This is a genomic window from Sinomonas atrocyanea (assembly GCF_001577305.1).
In the GTDB taxonomy this organism is placed as follows: domain Bacteria; phylum Actinomycetota; class Actinomycetes; order Actinomycetales; family Micrococcaceae; genus Sinomonas; species Sinomonas atrocyanea.
In genome coordinates, this window is the sequence record NZ_CP014518.1 from 1,271,706 (window position 1) to 1,291,553 (window position 19,848).

19 protein-coding genes and 1 pseudogene are annotated in these 19,848 nt (G+C 70.9%); 8 read left to right on the plus strand and 12 right to left on the minus strand.

Features of this window, described 5'->3' with window-relative positions; all coding sequences use genetic code 11:
• Positions 1–8 precede the first annotated feature (8 nt).
• The 4 genes from SA2016_RS06000 to SA2016_RS06015 form a co-directional block, all read right to left on the minus strand.
• Positions 9–437: a hypothetical protein gene (locus tag SA2016_RS06000; protein WP_066496543.1), complete on the minus strand. Its 429-nt coding sequence runs from the start codon at positions 435–437 to the stop codon at positions 9–11.
• A 106-nt stretch (positions 438–543) separates the two neighbouring features.
• Positions 544–1,647 carry a fatty acid desaturase family protein gene (locus SA2016_RS06005; RefSeq protein ID WP_066496545.1) on the minus strand — a complete coding sequence of 368 codons (1,104 nt, stop codon included), beginning with the start codon at positions 1,645–1,647 and terminating at the stop codon, positions 544–546.
• 89 nt (positions 1,648–1,736) lie between these two features.
• Complete coding sequence (locus SA2016_RS06010; RefSeq protein WP_066496547.1) at positions 1,737–1,940, minus strand: cold-shock protein; 204 nt, start codon at positions 1,938–1,940, stop codon at positions 1,737–1,739.
• 233 nt (positions 1,941–2,173) lie between these two features.
• Positions 2,174–2,902 (minus strand): DUF4386 family protein, encoded by a 729-nt coding sequence (locus SA2016_RS06015; RefSeq protein ID WP_066496549.1) that lies wholly within the window; start codon positions 2,900–2,902, stop codon positions 2,174–2,176.
• 108 nt (positions 2,903–3,010) lie between these two features.
• On the opposite strand from SA2016_RS06015, the gene SA2016_RS06020 reads away from it, so the two are divergent.
• The gene (locus SA2016_RS06020) at positions 3,011–3,523 is read left to right on the plus strand and encodes a hypothetical protein (RefSeq protein WP_141305688.1); all 513 of its coding nucleotides are present in this window, start codon (positions 3,011–3,013) and stop codon (positions 3,521–3,523) included.
• A 9-nt stretch (positions 3,524–3,532) separates the two neighbouring features.
• On the opposite strand, the gene SA2016_RS06025 is transcribed toward SA2016_RS06020, so the two are convergent.
• The 3 genes from SA2016_RS06025 to SA2016_RS06035 form a co-directional block, all read right to left on the minus strand.
• The gene (locus tag SA2016_RS06025) at positions 3,533–3,922 is read right to left on the minus strand and encodes a hypothetical protein (RefSeq protein ID WP_066496551.1); all 390 of its coding nucleotides are present in this window, start codon (positions 3,920–3,922) and stop codon (positions 3,533–3,535) included.
• Positions 3,923–4,036: 114 nt separating this feature from the next.
• Positions 4,037–4,960, minus strand: coding sequence for a dihydrodipicolinate synthase family protein (locus tag SA2016_RS06030; RefSeq protein ID WP_066496553.1), 924 nt, complete (start codon positions 4,958–4,960; stop codon positions 4,037–4,039).
• 68 nt (positions 4,961–5,028) lie between these two features.
• Positions 5,029–5,406, minus strand: coding sequence for an OsmC family protein (locus SA2016_RS06035; RefSeq protein ID WP_066496555.1), 378 nt, complete (start codon positions 5,404–5,406; stop codon positions 5,029–5,031).
• A 312-nt stretch (positions 5,407–5,718) separates the two neighbouring features.
• Between SA2016_RS06035 and SA2016_RS06040 the strand changes: the two genes are divergently transcribed.
• The 3 genes and pseudogenes from SA2016_RS06040 to SA2016_RS21965 all read left to right on the plus strand — a co-directional run.
• Positions 5,719–7,131: an MFS transporter gene (locus SA2016_RS06040; protein WP_066496559.1), complete on the plus strand. Its 1,413-nt coding sequence runs from the start codon at positions 5,719–5,721 to the stop codon at positions 7,129–7,131.
• 111 nt (positions 7,132–7,242) lie between these two features.
• The gene (locus SA2016_RS06045) at positions 7,243–7,794 is read left to right on the plus strand and encodes a heme NO-binding domain-containing protein (RefSeq protein ID WP_066496561.1); all 552 of its coding nucleotides are present in this window, start codon (positions 7,243–7,245) and stop codon (positions 7,792–7,794) included.
• Positions 7,795–7,976: 182 nt separating this feature from the next.
• Positions 7,977–9,683 (plus strand): annotated as a pseudogene (locus SA2016_RS21965) (putative bifunctional diguanylate cyclase/phosphodiesterase); the annotation flags it as partial.
• A gap of 63 nt (positions 9,684–9,746) precedes the next feature.
• Here SA2016_RS21965 and SA2016_RS22135 read toward each other — a convergent pair.
• Positions 9,747–10,913, minus strand: coding sequence for an ROK family transcriptional regulator (locus SA2016_RS22135; protein ID WP_084249347.1), 1,167 nt, complete (start codon positions 10,911–10,913; stop codon positions 9,747–9,749).
• 82 nt (positions 10,914–10,995) lie between these two features.
• A complete protein-coding gene (locus SA2016_RS22480) occupies positions 10,996–12,897 on the minus strand; it encodes a hypothetical protein (RefSeq protein ID WP_066496569.1) in 1,902 nt (633 codons plus the stop codon).
• A 131-nt stretch (positions 12,898–13,028) separates the two neighbouring features.
• Here SA2016_RS22480 and SA2016_RS06060 point away from each other — a divergent pair, with 131 nt between their 5' ends.
• Positions 13,029–14,774 carry a glycoside hydrolase family 13 protein gene (locus SA2016_RS06060; RefSeq protein ID WP_066496576.1) on the plus strand — a complete coding sequence of 582 codons (1,746 nt, stop codon included), beginning with the start codon at positions 13,029–13,031 and terminating at the stop codon, positions 14,772–14,774.
• A gap of 231 nt (positions 14,775–15,005) precedes the next feature.
• Positions 15,006–16,007 carry an alcohol dehydrogenase catalytic domain-containing protein gene (locus SA2016_RS06065; RefSeq protein ID WP_066496578.1) on the plus strand — a complete coding sequence of 334 codons (1,002 nt, stop codon included), beginning with the start codon at positions 15,006–15,008 and terminating at the stop codon, positions 16,005–16,007.
• A 55-nt stretch (positions 16,008–16,062) separates the two neighbouring features.
• On the opposite strand, the gene SA2016_RS06070 is transcribed toward SA2016_RS06065, so the two are convergent.
• Together SA2016_RS06070 and SA2016_RS06075 are read right to left on the minus strand one after the other, a co-directional pair.
• Complete coding sequence (locus tag SA2016_RS06070) at positions 16,063–16,608, minus strand: flavodoxin domain-containing protein (RefSeq protein WP_066496580.1); 546 nt, start codon at positions 16,606–16,608, stop codon at positions 16,063–16,065.
• A 170-nt stretch (positions 16,609–16,778) separates the two neighbouring features.
• Positions 16,779–17,333 carry a TetR/AcrR family transcriptional regulator gene (locus SA2016_RS06075; RefSeq protein WP_066496581.1) on the minus strand — a complete coding sequence of 185 codons (555 nt, stop codon included), beginning with the start codon at positions 17,331–17,333 and terminating at the stop codon, positions 16,779–16,781.
• Between the two features lie 150 nt (positions 17,334–17,483).
• Between SA2016_RS06075 and SA2016_RS06080 the strand changes: the two genes are divergently transcribed.
• The gene (locus tag SA2016_RS06080) at positions 17,484–17,819 is read left to right on the plus strand and encodes a cupin domain-containing protein (RefSeq protein WP_066496584.1); all 336 of its coding nucleotides are present in this window, start codon (positions 17,484–17,486) and stop codon (positions 17,817–17,819) included.
• A gap of 15 nt (positions 17,820–17,834) precedes the next feature.
• Complete coding sequence (locus tag SA2016_RS06085; RefSeq protein WP_066496588.1) at positions 17,835–19,172, plus strand: flavin monoamine oxidase family protein; 1,338 nt, start codon at positions 17,835–17,837, stop codon at positions 19,170–19,172.
• On the opposite strand, the gene SA2016_RS06090 is transcribed toward SA2016_RS06085, so the two are convergent.
• Positions 19,169–19,747 (minus strand): TetR/AcrR family transcriptional regulator, encoded by a 579-nt coding sequence (locus SA2016_RS06090; protein ID WP_066496589.1) that lies wholly within the window; start codon positions 19,745–19,747, stop codon positions 19,169–19,171. The genes SA2016_RS06085 and SA2016_RS06090 overlap by 4 nt on opposite strands.
• Positions 19,748–19,848: the final 101 nt, after the last annotated feature.

Genomic DNA, 19,848 nt, shown 5'->3' on the forward strand with positions numbered 1-19,848 from the left:
CGCCCAGCCTACGGGGAGGCGGCAGGCAGCGCACCGGGCGCGGCCGGAGGAACGGGGCCGGTGGCCGCGCAGGCCGCCGCGATCCCGGGGGCGACCGCCCGGAAGACGGTGGTGCCCCCGGGCATGACCATGGAGGCGAGGAACTCCTCGTCGAAGGTGGTGATCCCCGCGTCGACCGCGTCGAGCTTGGCGCGGATGAGCGCGGAGAGCTGGCGCCACCCGCGCCGGGCGGACTCCTGGGCGCGGGGCAGATCAGAGGACGCGGCCGGGAGGGCCAGGAGGAAGTGGCGGCCTCCCGAACGGAAGGTGATCCTGGTCTTCCCGCGCTCGGAGGCGAACCGGATCCCGGTGGCCCCGGCGGCGGCGAGCATCGCCTGGATCTCGGCCTGGGAGGCCGAGCAGGTGACGGAGGCCCCGCGGATGTAGTTGCTTCTCATGGCTCGGAGTGCTCCCGAGGGCCTGCCCAGGTTCCGGGCGGCAATGTCGCAGCCTGCACATTCGGCACCGCGCTGGAATGCGGTCTGCGCGCTGCAGGGTGGGACATCACGCGCGCCGGTACTGGGCGGTGATGGGGCACTCGAACGGATCGCGGGCGGCGAGCCCGACCCGGTTGAGGTAGGCGATGACGATCCCGTAGGAGCGCCACAGGGTCGTCTCGGTGTAGGGGACCGCGAGGGTGCGGCACTGGTCGCGGACGATCCTGCGTGCCCGGCCCAGATGGGGCCGGGGCATGCTGGGGAAGAGGTGGTGCTCGACCTGGTAGTTCAGGCCGCCCATGAGCCACGTGGCCCACCAACCGCCGGAGATGTTGCGGGAGGTGCGGACCTGCTTGCTGAAGAAGTCGAGCCTCGCCTCGCGGGCGATCACCGGCATCCCCTTGTGGTTGGGGGCGAAGGTGGCGCCCATGTAGAGGCCGAAGACGGCGAGCTGGACGCCGAGGAACGCGAAGGCCATGCCGACGGGGAGGAGCCAGAAGAGCGGGACCAGCAGGATGCCGAACCGCAGCGTCAGGAGGCCGAGCTCAGCCCACCGTCCGCGGACGGGGCCGCGGGAGACCAGGTGGCGGAAGCTGAGGAAATGGAGGTTGAGGCCCTCGAGCGTCAGCAGGGGGAAGAACAGCCAGCCCTGGTGCCGCGTGATGACTCTGCGCAGGCCGCGGGCCTGGGACGCGTCCTCCTCGACGAACGAGATGGTGTCCACCTCGATGTCCGGGTCGCGGCCCACCCGGTTCGGGTTGGCGTGGTGCCGGGAGTGCTTCGAGTCCCACCACGAGTAGCTCATCCCGACGACGGCCGCGAGTGCACGGGCGAGCCTGTCGTTGGCGGGCCCCGTGGAGAGGATCTGCCGGTGGGCGGCCTCGTGGGCCATGAAGGCGACCTGGGTGAAGAGGATCCCCAGCCCTGCGGCGATGAGGAGCTGGAACCAGCTCTGGCCGAGGAGGAAGGAGCCGGTGAGGAAGCCGCCGAGAACGGTGAGGAGTGCCGCACCGAGGAGCGAATAGAACCACGGCGTACGCCGCAGCAGTCCGTCCTCGCGCACCTTCTGGGCCACCTGGAGGTAGGCCTTGGTCAGCGGCGGGAAGGTCTCGGTGCCCGCGTGGGGCGCACGAGTCGAGGGGACTGCGGGGCTGGAAACTGTGGTTATCAGGAGACCTTCAGGTGGGGGGAGGTGCTGGGGGTGGAAACGATGCCTGCGGGCGGGCCGCCGGTGGGGGCCCGCCCGCGGCGTCGTTCAGATCAGAGGGCGCGGATGTTCGCAGCCTGGGGGCCCTTGGGGCCGCGCTCGGAATCGAACTCGACGCGCTGGCCCTCTTCGAGGGAGCGGTAGCCGGACGAGTTGATGGCGCTGTAGTGGGCGAAGACGTCGGGAGTGCCGTCTTCAGGCGCGATGAAGCCGAAGCCCTTTTCGGAGTTGAACCATTTCACGGTGCCAGTGGCCATGTTGCTTTCCTTCTGTGTGGATGTGACCCCTGTGCAGGGGCCGGTTGCCGGGCCGACGACGTCGGCGCGGACAGCTGTGGTGGTGAGGGGAATGATGTGCGAGGCGCTGTGCGCGGTGCGGGCGGCCACACGGGGCCGCGGCCCGGCGGCCGAAGGCCTGGCAGCAAGAAGTCTGAAGGGGCCCTCAACCTGAGGGCGGTGACCAGCCGCTCTTCTGACAGCTGGCGTTTGTATCACTCTACAGGTTTCCCGGCCCTGTGTCCCGTCAGCCCCAGAAGGGCGATGCCGACGGCGGCGATCCACACCCACAGGAGCGGTCCGTAGACCGCGTAGAGGGCGGTGACGGCGAACCGCAGCACCTCGCTCGCCAGGCCGAGCGCCCCGGTCGCGATCCCGAGCCAGCCGATCCAGCCGGGGAGCGGGCCCCGGACCATCGGCAGGCTGATGAGGAGCACGCCCAGCGGAGTGAGGGTCCCGGCGAGGGCGACGGTGTTGTTCTCGGCCACGAGCGCCTCCGCGGCCGCAGCGAAGGCCGGCCGCGCGGCGTCGTCGGCGGCGGACCACGCATCGCTGAGGGTGACGAGGGAGAGGCTGCCCACGCTCGAGGTCGGCACCGCGAGCAGCGCCGTCCACGATGCCGCGCCCACCGCGAAGCCCAGCAGCGCGAGGCTCGGGTTCGTGGGCAGGAGGGCGACCAGGAGCGCGGCGAACACCACGAGCCCGAACAGCGACGGGACGAGCCAGAGCAGCTGCTGGGCGATGTAGGAGGCCTTGTGCCCGGCGATGAAGCGCAGCGTCGCCTCGCCGCCCGAGACTGGGGGCGCGTCCACGGTGTAGAGGGCGAGCGCGGCCAGGTCGAAGAGCACGAGCAGGAGCGCGGCGACGCCCGCGACCCGGTAGAGGGGAATCCAGGAGAGGGAGGCCCACCAGGCGCGGGCACTGGGCTGGGCTGGCGCCGTCATGCTCTTCAGGCTAGGGCCGGCGGCGTGAAGCTGCTGGGGGCGAAGGGCTCTGAACGTCGGCCCGCGCCCGGCCTAGCCTGAAGATCAGGTTCCGCGCAGAGTCCGGGAGTGATCGCCATGAATCCGTTGGTCCAGATGGTGGTGTTCTTCATCTTTGCCGTCCCCGCGTTCCTCGGCAGCGTCCTGGCGGCCTGGTTCCCGTGGGCGCAGTGGGTGGGGCGCGTGGGGACGGGGCTGACCATGCTGCTCGGCGGGGCCGCCGTGAACGCCTCGTTCCTGATCGGGGGCGCCACCTACGCAGACTTCGCCGACGATGCGAAGTTCGCCTGGGTGACCTATGCCTGGCGGGCCGTGGTGCCCGGGAACTACGCGCTCTGGATCGGGCTGCTCATCGCGTTCGAGGCCGTGACGGGCCTCCTGATCCTCTCCGGCGGCTGGCCGACCCGCGCCGGGCTCGTGGCGGCGATGGCGTTCCACCTGGGGCTGGGGACGTTCTTCTCCTGGTTCCTGACCTACTACGCGGCGGTCATGCTCGTGGGCATGGCGCTCCTGCTGCGCGCCGAGTGGAGGGGGCAGATCGCGACCGGCCCGGCGCCGCGGCGGCGGCACCGCCTCGCATAGGCGCGGACCCTAGTCCTCGTCGTCGTCCTCGTCCTCCGCCTCGGCCAGGTTGAGGGAGGCCGCCTGCAGGATGCCCGCGACGTCCGCGTCCGGCGCGTCCTGCCGGTAGGCCTCGGCCACGGACTTGAATCCGATCGCCATCCCGAGGACCAGGCGCGTGTAGTCGGGGGCCAGCGCCTCGATGATCTGCCGGATCACCTGGGGCAGGACCTCGCGCAGCGCCGCCGCCTGCTCGGGCGAGCCGCCGCTGAACGTCACCGAGACCGCATCGTCCACCCGGGCGAGGGTCTTGAGGGATTCCTTGAACATTTCGGTTGCCGCAGGGTCTTCCGGTTCCCAGGACAGGGCTGCCGTGAGGACGCCGATGCCGCGCTGGATCATCTCCGTGTCATCACTCATGCCTCCATCCTGCCCCGCGGCGCCCCGCCGCAATCCGTGCGGCGCGGGGATTCGATGGCGCCTGCCGTAAACCAGCCGGTTCGGGCGCCGGACAGGCTGTCTCTTGGCGGCGCGTCAGCTCGGGCCGACGGCCTCCAGCGCGCGCACGACGGCGGCCCTCGCCTCCGCGTCCAGCGGCCGCAGGGGCCGGGGGAGGCTGGGGGACGCCGTGAGCCCGAGGACCTCGGCCGCCGCGGCGGCCACGCGCAGGCTCCCGTGCTCGGCGAAGAGGTCCCAGACGGGCGCGAGCCGGGCCGAGAGCGCGCGGGCCGGATCGGCGTCGTCCGCGCCTGCCGCGCCACTTGGCCGCCCCGGCCCGCGCAGGGCCGCGCGCGTGAGCGCGACGCAGACCTCCGGCAGGATCCCTGCGAGCACGCTGCACCAGGCGTCGGCGCCGTGGGCGAGGGCCGTCGCGGCGCACGCGTCGCCGCTGATGCCGATCGTCACCGTGTCCGGGAGGAGGGCCCGGAGCGCGCCGAGGCGTGCAGCGGCGGCGTCCGGATCCGCCGGCACGGGCGGGATCTTCACGGACGCGACGCCGGGGAGCGTGGCGATCGCGGCGTGGAGCTCGTCGGTGAAGGCGAAGCCGGTGGTGCGCGGGTTGTCGTAGACCACGAGCGGGACGGAGAGCTCCGCGGCGGCGTCCTCGTAGAGGCCGTACACCTCCTCCGGTGTGAGCGGCTGGTAGGAGACGGGCGCGAGCAGGACGGCGGCGGCGCCGGCCTCCTGCGCGTCCGCTGCGTGGGCGAGGACGTCGCGGGTGCGGAGCGCGCCGATGCCGGCCAGCACCGGCGTCGCCCCGGCATGGGCGACCGCGGTATCGAGCACGCGGCGGCGCTCCTCGCGGCCCAGGTACGCGTAGCTGCCCGTGGAGCCGAGCACGCCGAAGCTGTCGACGCCGGCCGCGGCCGCGCGCTGCACGAGCCGGCCGAGCGCGGCCTCGTCGATCCCGTGCTCGTCGAGCGGGGTCAGGGGGAAGGCGCTCAGGCCGGTGAACACGGGCGGTCTCCTCGGATCAGGTGCTGTCCCAGCAACCTACCCGACGCCAGCCGGTGCGCCCGGGCGGCTCAGCCGAGGGCGACCGTGAGCTCGGGGGAGTGGGTCAGGGTCGCATGGACGGGACAGTGCTGGCCCGCGCGCAGGAGCGCCTCCCGGTGCTTCTCGCTCAGGCCCTCCGGGAGCACGAGCTCCACGCGGATCTCGCCCACGCGCCGCGGCCGGCTGGCCATGGCCCCGGCTACCCTGACGCTGACCTCGCCGGGGAGCCCGATCCCGTTGCGCTCGGCGTAGTCCACCACCGTCCACAGGATGCACGAGCTCAGCGAGGCCAGCAGCAGTTCGCTCGGCCGCAGCCCCGTGTCCGAGACGACGGTCGTGGTGCCGGTGGACACGGTGAACTGCTCGGTCCCGGTGCGGGTCGCGGTGGCGGTGTAGGAGTCGGCCATGGGGGTCCCTTCGGTTGGATGGTGCAGCGTGTGGGCGCTGCGGCGCCGCTCGCACCTACTCGAGAACGGGAGGGAGGCGCGACCCTATTCCCCGGCGAGGGCCCTCGCCGAAGCGTCCAGCTCTTGACCGGGGCGGGGTGGATCCCTAGTCTGATATATGAGACGTATGTCACGCTGCCGTCCCCGACTGGAGGTCCTGATCTCGACGGGTCGGCGCGAAGGTGCGGGAAACTGAGCGGCTGTCCGCGTCCAGGCAATGGCGCTCTCGCGCCGTCAGTGGATTGTGCTGAAGCCAGAAGGGAACACATCTCAATGATCTATCCGACCAGGACAACGGCGTCCGTCGACACCTCGATGTTGAAAGAGACCAGCTCCACGTTCAAACGCCGCTTCATGGTGCGGCTTGTCGCTGTGTTCATCGGCGGGATGTTCCTCGACGGTTACATCCTCGGAATCATCGGCCCCGTCACCGGACCCATGCGGTCAGATCTCCAGCTCGACTCACTGTCCCTGGGGATGATCGCTGCAGGCCCGCTGGCAGGTATCTTCGTCGGCGCGCCGCTGGCTGGCTGGGCCACTGACAAGTTCGGGCGCAAGCCCATGTTCCTCGTGGACATGGGCCTGTTCCTGCTCGCCTCAGCGGCCCAGTTCTTCGTAGCCTCCGGAGACGGGGCCGTGGTCCAGCTGGCCGTCATCCGGTTCTTGATGGGCGTCGCGATCGGCGGCGAGTACTCAATTGGTGGACCCCTGCTGTCAGAGTTCTCCCCGCCAAAGCTCCGCGGGCGCTTGCTCGGGCTGACTCTGATCGCCTGGTACGTCGGCTTCATGATGGCATTCATCATCGGCACCCTCCTGCACGACGCCGGAACCCCATGGCGCCTCGTCATCGGCACGAGCACGATCCTCGCCCTGGTCCTGTTCCTCGCCCGCTTCGGCCTCCCCGAATCGCCGAGCTGGCTCATCACGAAGGGACGGCGCGAGGAAGCGCTCGCGATCGCACGCAGATACGTCGAATCGCCCCAGATGCACCACAGCATCACCGAAGAGATCGATCTGAGGAGGATCCAGGAGGCCCAGGCCGCGCAGGGCAGGACAAAGATCAAGAGCGCCTCCGTCGGAATGCTGTTCTCGAGGCAGCACTGGCGCGCCACCCTCTTCACCTCAGGTTTCTGGTTCTGCGCGGTCACTCCGTACTTCGCGATCGCGACCTTCGCCGACGACGTGCTCAACCATTTCGGCTTCGGCGGCGGCTGGGCCGGCGGAGTGGGCCTGTCCGCCCTTGCGACCGCGGGCGTTGTCACCACTGTGCTTCTGATTGACAAGCTCGGCCGCCGAATCCTCACCGTGCCCGGGCAGTGGCTCTGCGCAGGCATCCTGCTGGTCATCGGACTCTGGGGGAACGCACCGGCGATCCTCGTGCTCGCCCTGTTCCTCGCCTTCTCCTACTTCAATGCCGGCTACACCACGCTGACCCAGGTCTATCCGGCCGAGGTATTCCCCGGCCACCTGCGCGGCATCGGCATGGGCTTCGCCGCGGCCTTCAGCCGCATCGGAGCCGCACTCGGCACCTTCGCCCTGCCATGGGCGATCAGCAACATCGGCATGGGCCCAAGCATGGTCGCCGCCGCCGCCGTCGCATTGCTCGGCGCAGTCCTCTCGCAATGGCTCGCACCTGAAACAAAGGGGCGCACCCTCGCAGAGATCTCCGCAAACTTCTCCCACTGACACCGGGACTGCCCGGTGACGACGTGCTGACGGCGCGGCCGGACCTGCCGATAGGAGGGAGATGCAACATCGGTCGGACCACAACGCGCTGCCAAGCATCAGGGGGGCTCCATGAAGGGCATCATCTTCAACCTGCTCGAGGAAGCCGTCGTGGAGCGCCACGGCGCCGACGCCTGGGACGGGCTGCTCGACGGCCTCGGCCTGGACGGGGTCTACACCTCGCTGGGCAGCTACCCCGACGCGGAGGTCTACCAGATCGTCGAAGGCGCCGGCCGCCTGGCCGGGCTGAGCCCCGCCGAGGCGCTGCGCTGGTTCGGCCGCGAGGCCATGGCGCTAATGGCGGGACGGTTCCCCGCCTACTTCTCCGCCCACACCACGGCGCTTCCCTTCCTGCTCAGCGTCAACAGCATGATCCATCCGGAGGTGCGCAAGATCTATCCCGGTGCCGACGTGCCCACCTTCGGGTTCCGCACGGAACCGTCCGGGGCGCTGCTGATGGCCTACACCTCCCCGCGGCGGCTCTGCGCGCTCGCCCATGGATTCATCGACGGCGCGGCGGCTCACTTCGGGGAGACGGCCCAAGTGGACCACCTCGAGTGCATGCACCGGGGCGACAGCGAGTGCCTCTGCCGGGTCACCTTCCGCGCCGCGGAGGCAGCGTGAGCGGGCTGCCGGCGCAGCATGAGGCGCAGATCGCCGCGCTCGAGCGCCGCCTCGAGCGCGAGCGGCGCACCCGCCTCGCGGCCGAGCGGATCGCGGAGAAGGGGCTGCGGGAGCTCTACGACCGGCAGCAGCAGCTGGGGCTGCTCGAGGCGGTCGCCGATGCGGCCAACCAGTCGAGCACCGTGGCAGAGGCCCTGCAGTACGGGGTGCGGACGGTGTGCGAGTTCAGCGACTGGGAGATCGGCCACGCCTACCTGCTCGACGAGGGCGGCCGGAGCATGCGGCCCACCGCCATCTGGCACGGGGTGGGGGAGGGCCGGTTCAGGGACTTCTACGGGGCCACCGAGGCCACCGGCTTCGAGGCGGGGCAGGGGCTGCCCGGGCGGGTGCTGGCCAGCGGCGCCCCGGCGTGGATCCCGGACATCGCCGCAGACCCCGGGTTCCCGCGGGCCGAGGCGGCCCTGCGCGACGGGCTCCGCTCGGCGGTGGCCTTCCCGATCCTGCTCGGGACGGAGGTCACCGCGGTCCTGGAGTTCTTCGCCGCCCACACCCTCGAGCCCGACGAGACGCTCCTGCGGCTGCTGGCGAAGATCGGCGCCCAGCTGGGCCGCGTCGCGGAGCGCGAGCGCGCCCGGGACCGCCTCCTGCACGACGCCCTCCATGATGCCCTCACCGGGCTGCCCAACCGGGCCCTCCTCGCGGACCGGCTCGCCCATGCCGTGGCCCGCACCGTCCGGGACCAGGGGAGCTCCTTCGCCGTCCTCTTCGCCGACCTGGACCGGTTCAAGCTCGTCAACGACAGCCTCGGCCACCCGGTCGGGGACGCCCTCATCACCGAGGTCGCCCGGCGGTGGGGCCGTGCGCTGCGCCCCGGGGACACGCTGGCGAGGATCGGGGGCGACGAGTTCACGGTCCTGCTGGACGGGATCGAGGACGTCAACGACGCCGTGCGCACCGCGGCGGGCATGATGGAGGCCCTCGCCGAGCCGGTCCTCATCGGCGGCCAGCAGCTGTTCGTCAGCGCGAGCATCGGCATCGCCACCAGCGCCATGGGCTACGACTCGGCGGACGAGATCCTCCGCCACGCGGACCTGGCCATGTACCGGGCGAAGGTGCTGGGCAAGGGCCGCTACGAGATCTACGATCCCGTGATGCACGAGCTCGCCGTGGGCCGTCTCTCGCTCGAGTCGAGGCTGCGCCAGGCCCTGCACGAGGAGGAGTTCGTGCTCCACTACCAGCCGATCGTCTCCCTGGAGGACGGGGCGATCGTGGGGGTCGAGGCGCTGGTGAGGTGGCGCAGGTCCGAGTCGGAGCTGGTCTACCCGGACCAGTTCATCGCGGTGGCGGAGGAGACGGGGATCATCGTCTTCCTCGGCATCTGGGTGCTGCGCGAGGCGTGCCGGACCATGGTCCGCTGGCAGCAGGAGTTCCCCCGCGACCCTGCCCTCACGGTGGCCGTCAACGTCTCGGCCCGGCAGTTCGCCCAGCACGACTTCGTCGAGCAGGTGGCCCGGGTTTTGGCCGAGACCGGCATCCGCCCGGACACGGTCAAGCTCGAGATCACCGAGAGCGTGTCGATGATGGACACCGAGTACACCGTCGAGGTCCTCACCCAGCTCCAGCGGCTCGGCGTCTGCGTGAGCATCGACGACTTCGGCACGGGGTACTCGTCGCTCGCGTACCTGCACAGCTTCCCGATGGACACGCTCAAGATCGACCGCTCCTTCGTGGCCCAGCTCGACCGCGGCGAGCAGGGCCGGCAGATCGTGGGGACCATCATGAACCTGGCCCGGGACCTGAGGATCCGGGTCATCGCGGAGGGGGCCGAGACGTCCCGGCACGTGGAGGAGCTGAAGACGCTGGGGTGCGACTTCGCGCAGGGGTACTACTTCTCCCGGCCCGTGGAGCCGGCCGTGATCTCGGGCCTGCTCGCGGCCCGTCCCGCGGCCGGGTCAGCCCAGGGACCGCTGGATCGCGAGGCAGGCCGCGCCGCGGGCCCAGAGGTTCACGTCGGCGGAGTCGATGCGCAGCCGCTCGAGCGCCCGGGCGCCCTCGAAGGCGCAGCTGCCCAGGCCTGAGGCGATCCCCTCGGAGAGCAGGTCGTAGGCGGCGATGCCCTCGCCGGAGAGGAGGATCAGCTCCGGCGCAAGGATGTTGTCGATGACGGCCAGCCCACGGCCGATCCACTCGCCGGCGCCGCGGAAGGCGCGGCGGGCGCTCCGCTGCGCGGTGCCCTCGCCGCTGCGGGCGAGGTCTGCCGCCGCGGCGACGCTGGGCATGCCCGCCGCCCGGGCGATCGCGTCGTCGCCCGCCAGCGCCTCGAGGCAGCCCCGCCGCCCGCAGTGGCACTGCGGCCCCTCCGGCAGCAGGGGGATGTGGCCGAACTCGCCCGCGAGCCCCTCGGCGCCGTCGTGCAGGCGGCCGCCGATCACGAGGCCGAGCCCGATCCCGGGGCCGAGGGTGACGACGGCGAAGTCCTCCGCCTCCCGCCCCGCGCCGAAGAGGTACTCGGCCACGGCGAGGGTGTTGACGTCGTTGTGCACGCTCACGGGAAGGCCGGCCGCCCGGCCGAGGGGGGTGGCGATGTCGACGTCGTGCCAGCCGAGGATGGGGGAGAACCGGCACGTGCCGGTGGGCGGGTCCACGTGCCCGCTGACGCCGACGCCGATGCCGAGGGCGCGCTCGCGGGACCCGGGCACCGCGTCCAGGAGGCTGCCGACGAGCTCGGCGACGGCGGCCAGCGCCTCCTCGGGGCCCGGCCGGTCCACGGCCGTCTCCTGCCGGGCGATCACCTTGGCCCCGAGATCGGTCAGGACCCCCGAGATGGCGTGGGGGCCGATCTTGATGCCCACCGCGCACAGCTTCTCGACCGCCACGCGGATGACCCGCCGGGGCCGGCCACGGCCGGCGGGGGCGGCGGGGGACTCGGTGACGTAGCCGCTGTCGATGAGCGGCTTGAGGGTGCGGGTGACGGTGGACTGGTCGAGCGAGGCGAGCTCGGCCAGATCGGCGCGGGTGAGCGGCTCGTTGCGGAGGACCAGGGAGAAGAGCTCTGCCCGGTGCGGGTCCTTCACCGCGGGAAGGTGGAAGGCCAGTCGCCCGGCTGCCTCCATACCCATGGCCTCCACTCTATCGGCAGGGGCGGCCGCCGCCTCCACGGGCGGCTCCCGGCTGGGAGCGCCCGTGGAGGCGGCGCCGCACCTAGGCGCCCAGCTCGATCCAGTTCAGGTTCACGGCGCCCACGTCGGAGCGGCCGCGGCCGAGCGTGATGAGGTTGTCGCCGGCCTCCAGGGTGATCCCGGCGGTCGCCACGCCCCAGGTGTCCCACGTGGCGAGCGCAGGGAAGTCGACGTGCCGGGGCCCGTCGACCACCGAGTGGTCGGCCCGCTCCGCGGAGACGGTCAGGGTGCTCGTGGCCCCGGTGGCGTTCGCGTAGCGGTACCGGATCGTGTACTCGCCGCGGCGGGGGGCCCGGACGGCGAAGGTCACGAGGGGGTCGGCGCTGCCCGCGGTGGCGGCGAGCCCGTCGACGAAGCCGCTGCCGTCGTGGCCGGCGTGGTCGTTGTTGAAGCCGGCGCCGCCTCCCCACGCGGCGTAGGCGGCGGGGTAGCGGGTGGCGCCCCGGTCCTTCAGCGGGGTGATGCGGAACAGGGCCGAGGCGTGCGGGGCGAGCGTGGCCGTGGCCTCGGTCCGGACGCCGAGGTCCCGGTGGGCCCACAGGTCCCTGACGTTCGCCGCGCCGGAGAGCCCGAGGTCGTTGGCGAAGTCGATGGTCTTGGTCTGGGTGGTGCTGTCGGAGCGGTTGAAGAGCGCCACCGCCCAGGACCCGTCGGGGAGCTGGCCGGCCCAGCGCTCGCTGTCCCGGGAGCCGGGGTCGACCGAGTAGGGGGTGGCGGAGCGGTAGAGCGGCTTGCCGACCAGGCCCTCCTGGTTGAGCTCGAGCACGTCCTTGTTCGTGTAGACCCAGGCGTCGTTGCCGATCTGCTGGTACGTGTCCGCGATGGCCAGGGGCGATCCGGCGATGACCATGAGGTTCATCATGGTCCGGCGCTCGTCGTCGCTGGCGAAGGTGCTGGCGCGCATGAAGTCGCCGTCGAGGATCAGCTGCCCGCGCCCGTTGCGGTGCGACCAGCCCGTGAAGCCCGCGAACGGGTTGAACCAGTTGGGCCAGGCGTCCTGCCAGCCCTGGCGGCCGCCGCTGAGCCGGTCCCAGCCGCCGCGGTCGGCGTCGGCGTCGATCCGGACGAGGTCGCCGTTGGCGAGCTCGGCGGAGGCGTCGTCGAACAGGTGCGGCATCACGAGGGAGAGCTCGAGGTCCTCGCCGGCGGCCTCGTTGAGCCAGGCCAGGGCCGTCTCGTAGTTGGCGCGCCCGTGCGGGGCGTTGACCTGCCCGATGTTGGCGTCCATCCCGTTCTCGTACCAGGAGAGGAAGTCCACGCGCAGGTATGGGACCCGGAGGCGCTTGAAGTAGGCCACATAGCCCTGGAGGTACTCCTTGGCACCGGGGCGCGTCACGTCCAGCCAGTAGAGGGTGTTGCCGCCGATGTTCTTGGCGAAGAAGTCGCCCGGGGCGACGATGTCCGCGATCTTGATGTCCGGCCGGCCCACCACGGTCTTGGACGGGTCCTCGACGGCCGCCTTGTGGACCCAGAGCGGGTTGTAGTAGACCCCGAGCTTCATGCCGCGTTCGGCAAGGTAGTGGGACCAGTAGGCCCAGTCGTGCTGCCACGAGTCGTTGTAGGTGACGATGTAGCCGTTGGGGGTGGTGCGGCTCGAGCCCTCGATCCACCCGTCCGTGCAGGCCATGTCGTAGCCGTACGGGGCGAGGTCGGAGGCGAGCCAGTCGATGTTGGCCTTCCACTCGTCCTCGGGGATCGGGGCGTTGTGCGGGAAGGCGTAGCCGTAGATGTTCCAGTACCGGGGGCCGGCGCCGCGGCGGGTGAACACGCTGTTGCGGCTCGCGAGCCTCAGCGGCGGCGCGGGGGACGTGGGCACCGTCAGGTCCGTCGAGGCGGCGCGGGCGGGGGCCTCGACCGCCGCCGTGCACGCGAGCGCGGCTGCGCCCCCGAAGGCCAAGAGGGAGCGTCGGGACAGGTTCTTCATCGATCAGTCCTTTGGGAGGGGTTGCGGTCACCACAGTCTGCTTGCGAGCATATAAATGCGTCAAGCATAAAAATAGAAGGTGTTCGGACTCCGCCCCGCGGACGGCCCACGGACGCCGCCAAGGAGAAGCCATGACCGCCGCAGGCACCGCCCGTCCCCACACCGATTCCGCCGCCGATCCGCAGTGGTTCCGCAGCGCGGTCGTGTACCAGATCTACCCGCGCAGCTTCGCGGACTCGGACGGCGACGGGGTGGGCGACCTGCGGGGGATCATCGGCAGGCTGGACTACCTCCATCGTCTCGGGGTCGACGTCGTGTGGCTCTCGCCCGTATACCGCTCCCCGCAGGACGACAACGGCTACGACATCAGCGACTACCGGGACGTCGACCCGATCTTCGGCTCGCTCGCCGACCTCGACGAGCTCATCGAGGGCCTGCACGCCCGTGGGATGAAGCTCGTCATGGACCTCGTGGTCAACCACACCTCGGACGAGCACCCCTGGTTCGCCGAGTCCCGCGCCTCGAAGGACTCGCCCAAGCGCGACTGGTACTGGTGGCGCCCCGCCCGGCCCGGCCACGAGCCCGGCACCCCCGGCGCCGAGCCGAACAACTGGGCCTCCTTCTTCTCCGGGCCCGTCTGGGAGTTCGACGAGGCCAGCGGCGAGTACTACCTCCACCTCTTCTCCCGCAAGCAGCCGGACCTGAACTGGGAGAACCCCGAGGTCCGCCGGGCCGTCTACGCGATGATGAACTGGTGGCTGGACCGGGGCGTGGACGGCTTCCGCATGGACGTCATCAACTTCCTCTCGAAGGACCCCGCGCTCGCGGACAGGCCCCTCGCCCAGGGGGAGCTCTACAGCCACGACCGCAGTGGCTACGTCTGCGGCCCGCGCATCCACGAGTTCCTCCAGGAGATGCACCGCGAGGTGTTCGCCGAGCGCGGGGCCGGCCTGCTCCGGGTGGGCGAGATGCCGAGCGTGACCGTCGAGGATGCTGTCCTCTTCACCGACCCCGCCCGCGGGGAGCTGGACATGGTCTTCCAGTTCGAGCACGTGAACCTGGACCACGGCAACGGCAGCAAGTGGCAGCCCGGCACGCTCCGCCTCACCGAGCTCAAGGCCTCGCTCAACCGCTGGCAGGAGGGCCTCGAGGAGCGCGGCTGGAACAGCCTCTACTGGGGCAACCACGACCAGCCGCGCGCCGTCTCCCGCTTCGGCGACGACGGGGAGCACCGCGAGCTCTCGGCGAAGATGCTCGCCGGCGTCCAGCACCTGCACCGCGGCACGCCCTACGTCTACCAGGGCGAGGAGCTGGGCATGACCAACATGGCCTTCGGCGGGATCGACGCGCACCGGGACATCGAGGTCCTCAACCACTACCGCGAGGCCACCGACGGGCTCGGCCTCGACCCGGTCCAGGTCCTCGAGGCCATCGCCCCGCTCAACCGGGACAATGCGCGCACCCCTGTCCAGTGGGACGCCGGCCCCAACGCCGGGTTCACCACCGGCACGCCGTGGATCGCGGTCAATCCCAACGCGGCGGAGATCAACGCCGCCGACCAGGTGGACCGTGACGACTCCGTCTTCGCCTTCTATCGCGAGCTCATCCGGCTCCGCCACGAGCTGCCGGTCATCGCGGACGGCGATTTCACGATGCTCCTGCCCGAGCACGAGGCCGTCTACGCATTCACCCGCCGCCTCGACGGCACCGAGCTGCTCGTCCTCGGCAACTTCTCCGGCGAGCCCCAGCGGGTCGACGTGGGAGACCCGGGCTGGGCCGACGCCGAGGTGCTGCTCGGCAACTACCCCGACAGCCCCGGGCTGGACCTGCGGCCGTGGGAGTTCACCTGCCGCCTCCGCACCGTGGCGGCCGGCTGAGAGGGGCCGGAACCACGACGCCGGTGACGCGCCCGCGCGGGTGCGTCACCGGCGTCGTGCGCGGGTAAGGGGAGTGGGTTGCGGCCCTGACGGGCCGGAGGCAATAATTTAGCTCGGCCATCTAGCAATACGACAGTCGAGAAGAATTCCTCGGCTTCCCCCAGTCGGCGCCAAGGCGCCATTGCTAGCCTGTGCCGCGGTCAAGCAAGCCCTTCGACGAAAGGTGTCCCCATGCGAGCCATCCAGATCCCCGCCGCCGGCGAGTCCCTCGAAGCCGTGGACCGCGACGTCCCCGAGGTCCCGCGCGGGCATGTGCTCGTGCGCGTCTCCGCGTGCGGCGTCTGCCACAGCGACGTGATGCCGGGCGCCGGCATGGCGTCCTCCTACCCGCGCATCCCCGGGCACGAGGTGGCCGGCACCGTCGAGTCCGTCGGCGAGGGCGTGGAGCAGTGGAAGCCCGGCCAGCGGGTGGGCGTGGGCTGGTTCGGCGGCGCGTGCTTCGTGTGCGACGCCTGCCGCGACGGCGACTTCATCTCCTGCCGCGTCGGCAAGGTCACCGGCCTGACGTCCGACGGCGGCTATGCCGAGTTCGTCGTCGCCCCCGCGGACGCGCTCGCCGCCGTCCCGGACGGGCTCAGCGACGCCGAGGCCGCCCCGCTCATGTGCGCCGGCGTGACCACCTTCAACGGGCTGCGCGAGAGCGGCGCCCGCCCCGGCGACGTCGTGGCCGTCCTGGGCCTCGGCGGCCTCGGCCACCTCGGCGTGCAGTTCGCGGCCCGCATGGGCTTCGAGACGGTCGCGATCGCCCGCGGGGCCGAGAAGGAGAAGTTCGCCCGCGAGCTCGGCGCCCATCACTACATCGACAGCACGGCGGACGACGTCGCGGGCTCGCTCGCCGCGCTCGGCGGCGCCACGGTGGTGCTCGCCACCGTGACGGACGCCGAGGCGATGACCGCCACGATCGGCGGCCTCGCGCCGCGCGGGAAGCTCGTGGTGCTCGGCGTCCCGCAGGAGCCGCTCTCCGTCCACGCCGGGGCCATCATCGGCGGCAGCCAGGCGGTGGCCGGGCACGCGTCCGGGTCCGCGAAGGACTCCGAGGACACCCTGAAGTTCGCGGCGCTGACCGGCGTGCGCCCGCTCATCGAGGAGTACCCGCTCGAGAAGGCCGCCGACGGATTCGACCGCATGATGTCCGGCAAGGCCCGCTTCCGCGTGGTCCTCACCGTCGACTGACGCCGACTGGACGGAGCGCGGCAGGGTGGAAACCTGCGGCCTGGAGGCGGCGCCCCTACGCGGGTGTCGCCTCCAGCTCTGCCGCGAAGTCCTCGGCGAACCGCCGCACGCCGTCCCACTCCGTGTAGACGTAGTCGCGCGAGGTGTCGGTGCCGAGGTCCCCGGGCTTGTCCTCCACGATCCGCTTCATCACGTGCCGCATGAGGAAGTTCAGGTGCTTGTAGGGCAGGCCGCCGCCGAACAGGGCGATCCTCTTGGGGAGCCAGCCTGACTGCTCCTCGAACTTCTTGACGTAGCCCTCCGCCTCCTCGGTGTCGCCGCCCGCCGCGGAGAGGCTGACCGAGAAGAACGCCGACGGCACGCCGACGAGGGCGTGGCGGTTGCGGCGGACGTAGTCGACCACGTGCTTGTCGTGCTTGCCGCCGTGGACGGACCCGCCCACGATCACGCCGTCATAGTCGAAGAGCGCGGGATCGGCGCTCTCCTTGACGTCGCAGGTGTCGGCCTCGACGCCCCGGGTGCGCAGGACGCCTGCGATGAAGTCCGCGATCTTCGCCGTCTGCCCCTCGTGGGTGCTGTAGGCGACCAGGACCTTGCTCATGGCGGTTCCTCCTCGGGCTGGGGCTGGCTTCATGCTGCGCCCGGCTCGGCCCGGCATGAAGTGTCCAAGGTCCCGCGCCGGTCAGCCGTGGAGGACGGGGTAAGCGGCTGCACAACTATGCGTTCGCCTAGTTCATCCGCGAAGAGGGGGCCGGAAAGATGCTGACGGCGTCAGCGCCGGTCCAGCAGCTCCCCGAGCCGCACGATCGCCGCCACGATCTCGTCGCGCGAGGAGACGGTGAGCTGCTGGAGGACGAGGCCGTCGAGCGCGGCGAACACGGCGCGCGCTGCCGCGCGGTCCGGGCGGTGGCCGTAGTGGGCGAGGAAGTGCTCGACCAGGCTGATGTAGCTCTCGTAGAGGTTGTTGGCCATCCTGCGCAGCTCGGGACTGCGCCGCGAGGCCAGGATCATGTAGTACTGGAAAATCTGGAGGTTCGGCTCGTCGGCCACGACGCGCGTGAGCGACGAGGCGAAGTCCGCGTCCAGTTCCGAAGCGAGGGTCAGGTCGGCGAGCTGCTGCGACCTCTGGACTGCCCACACGGTCGCGGCCTCCAGGAGGGCTTCTTTCGAGCCGAAGTGGTGGGAGATGAGCGTGTTGTTCACCCCTGCCCGCTGGGCGACCTTCCGGTAGCTCAGTCCGTTCAGGCCTTCCTCGGCGACGACGTCCACCACGGCCCGGATGAGCGCCTCTCGGCCTGAGCCGTACCGGACCTCGCTGATCGTCATGGGAGCGATCCTACCGGCGATGCCCTAGAAACTCTGCACCTGCAGAGCTTGACACTGCAAACTAAGCAAGTGCAGAGTTGAGGAACGTGATGCACGCCACCACAAGGCGGCACATGACCCAAGCCATCCCCTTCGCAGAGGAGCGACCCCATGAGCGCCCCCATCTTCCACACAGCCACCGACCGCGCGCTGGCCGAGCCCTTCGCGGTGGGCCGCGTCCAGTGGCTCCGCAAGCCGGGCGACGGCGAGCGGCCTGAGCTCTCCGGCGGGCTCTGGACCGTGACGCCCGAGGACGCGCCGGAGACGTTCGACCTCATCTTCGACGAGGACGAGACGCTCTACATCGTCGAGGGCCACCTGCGCATCGAGGTGATCGGCGGCGAGACCTTCGACCTCACCGACGGGAGCATGGCCTCGTTCAACAAGGGGGCAAAGACGCGCTGGACCGTGGTCAAGCCGACCACCGAGTTCTTCGTCTACAGCTGACGGGACCGAGCGACCATGCAGAACACCTCAGACGTCATCGTCATCGGCGCCGGCTTCGCCGGCCTCGTCGCAGCCCGCGAGCTGGGACGGAAGGGCCTGAGCGTCCAGATCCTCGAGGCCCGCGACCGCATCGCCGGCCGGACTTGGCTCGAGCCTCGGATGGGCCGCACCCTCGAACTCGGCGGGACCTGGGTCCACTGGAGCCAGCCCCATGTCTGGGCAGAGCTCACCCGCTACGGCATCGGCGTGGTCACGGCCCCGGAGTTCGAGAAGGCCTACTGGCATGCCGACGGCAGGCTCCACGCGGGCACGCCGGATGAGCTGATGGCGATCCTCGATGGGCCGAACCGCAGTTTCCTCGCCCCGTCCCGGCAGCTCATCCCCCTGCCGTACGAGCCGCTCTCCAACCCGGCGGTGAAGGAGGCGGACCAGCTGACTGTCGCCGAGAAGATCGACGAACTCGGCCTCGACACGGTCGCGGACGAGCTCATGCGCAGCTTCTGGGCCCTGAACTTCAACGGTCGCATCCAGGATGCCGCCTACACTCAGGCCCTCCGCTGGGCCGCGGCCGCCTTCCATGAGTGGCCCGTCATGTTCGAGACCTGCGCGACCTACAAGGTCCAAGGCGGCACCCAGGCCCTCGCCCGGGCCATCCTCGACGACAGTGGCGCAACGCTGACGCTCAACACCCCCGTCGCACAGGTGCGCCACGACGAGAAGGGGGCCGTCGCCGTCGGACGCGACGGCACCGAGTACACCGCCCGGGCCATGGTCGTGACCGTGCCCCTGCACACCCTGGACGGCATCCGCTTCGAGCCGGAGCTCTCCGCCGGCAAGCGGGAGGCCGCCGAGCGCGGACAGCTCGGCCTCGGGGCCAAGCTCTGGGTCAAGGTCAAGGGCCGCCACGAGCGCTTCGTGGCCATGGGCCCCCAGGAGTGGCCGCTGAACTTCGTCCAGGCCGAGTACCTCGATGCCGAGAGCACCACGCTCGTGGCCTTCGGCCCGGACGGGCGCGCGGTCGACGTCGAGGACGCCGCAGCCGCCCAGGAGATCCTGCGCCGGTGGATTCCCGAGATCGAGGTCCTCGAGGTCTCCGGCCACAGCTGGGTCGAGGACGAGTATGCCCGGGAGACCTGGCCCATGCACCGTGCCGGCTACCTCTCCGAGAGCCTGTCCGAGCTCCAGCGTCCCGAGGGCCGGATCCACCTCGCCGGGTCCGACTACGCCAACGGCTGGGGCGGATTCATCGACGGCGCCATCGAGAGCGGGCTCACCGCAGCCCGGAACATCACCGAGCAGCTCCACATCCGGCAGCGGCAACAGGCCGCCAACCCGGCCCGGTGGGCAGGCTAGTCGCGTGTCCCAGAGGGGGTGCCGACCGCGACACCCAGGGCCTCGACCGCCTCCGAGAGCTGTTCCGCGGTGATCGCCCTGCAGAAGTACTGCAGTGTGAGCCCGTCCAGGGCGGCGAACATGGCCAGGTTCAGGCCGGGGTTGTCCTCGGCCCCGAGGGCAGCGCGGCCTGCCGCCAGGGCTGCCACGTACCGGCCGTACAGCTTGCGGACGGCGTCCTGGAGCTCGGGCCTCCGCGTCGCCTCGATGACCATCTCGAACTGGAAGATCTCGATGTCCGGTTGGGACAGGACGTTCCGTACGAGGGCCTCGCGGAAGGCAGTGGAGTCAGTGGCGTACTCACTGAGGTCCGCGGCACTGATCAGCCGGTCGACGGTCCATTCCAGGGCTGCGGCGAGCAGGCGGTCCCGGGTGCCGAAGTGGTGCGCGATGAGGCTGTTGTTCAGGCCGGCTTCCTCTGCCACGGCGCGGAAGGTCAGCCCGCGCAGGCCCCTGCGGGCTCCCACCCGCACAGCGGCCTCGAGGAGCGCCTCCCTGCCCTCGCCGTGGCTGGGCTGTCGTTTCTCGCGGCTCACAGCTTCAGCTTAGGCGGTCCTGGAGCATCGCAGGCCCCCTTGACACCCCGTCCAGGCACTCGTAATCTCTATCACTAAGCAGATGCTCAATATGGGTCCAG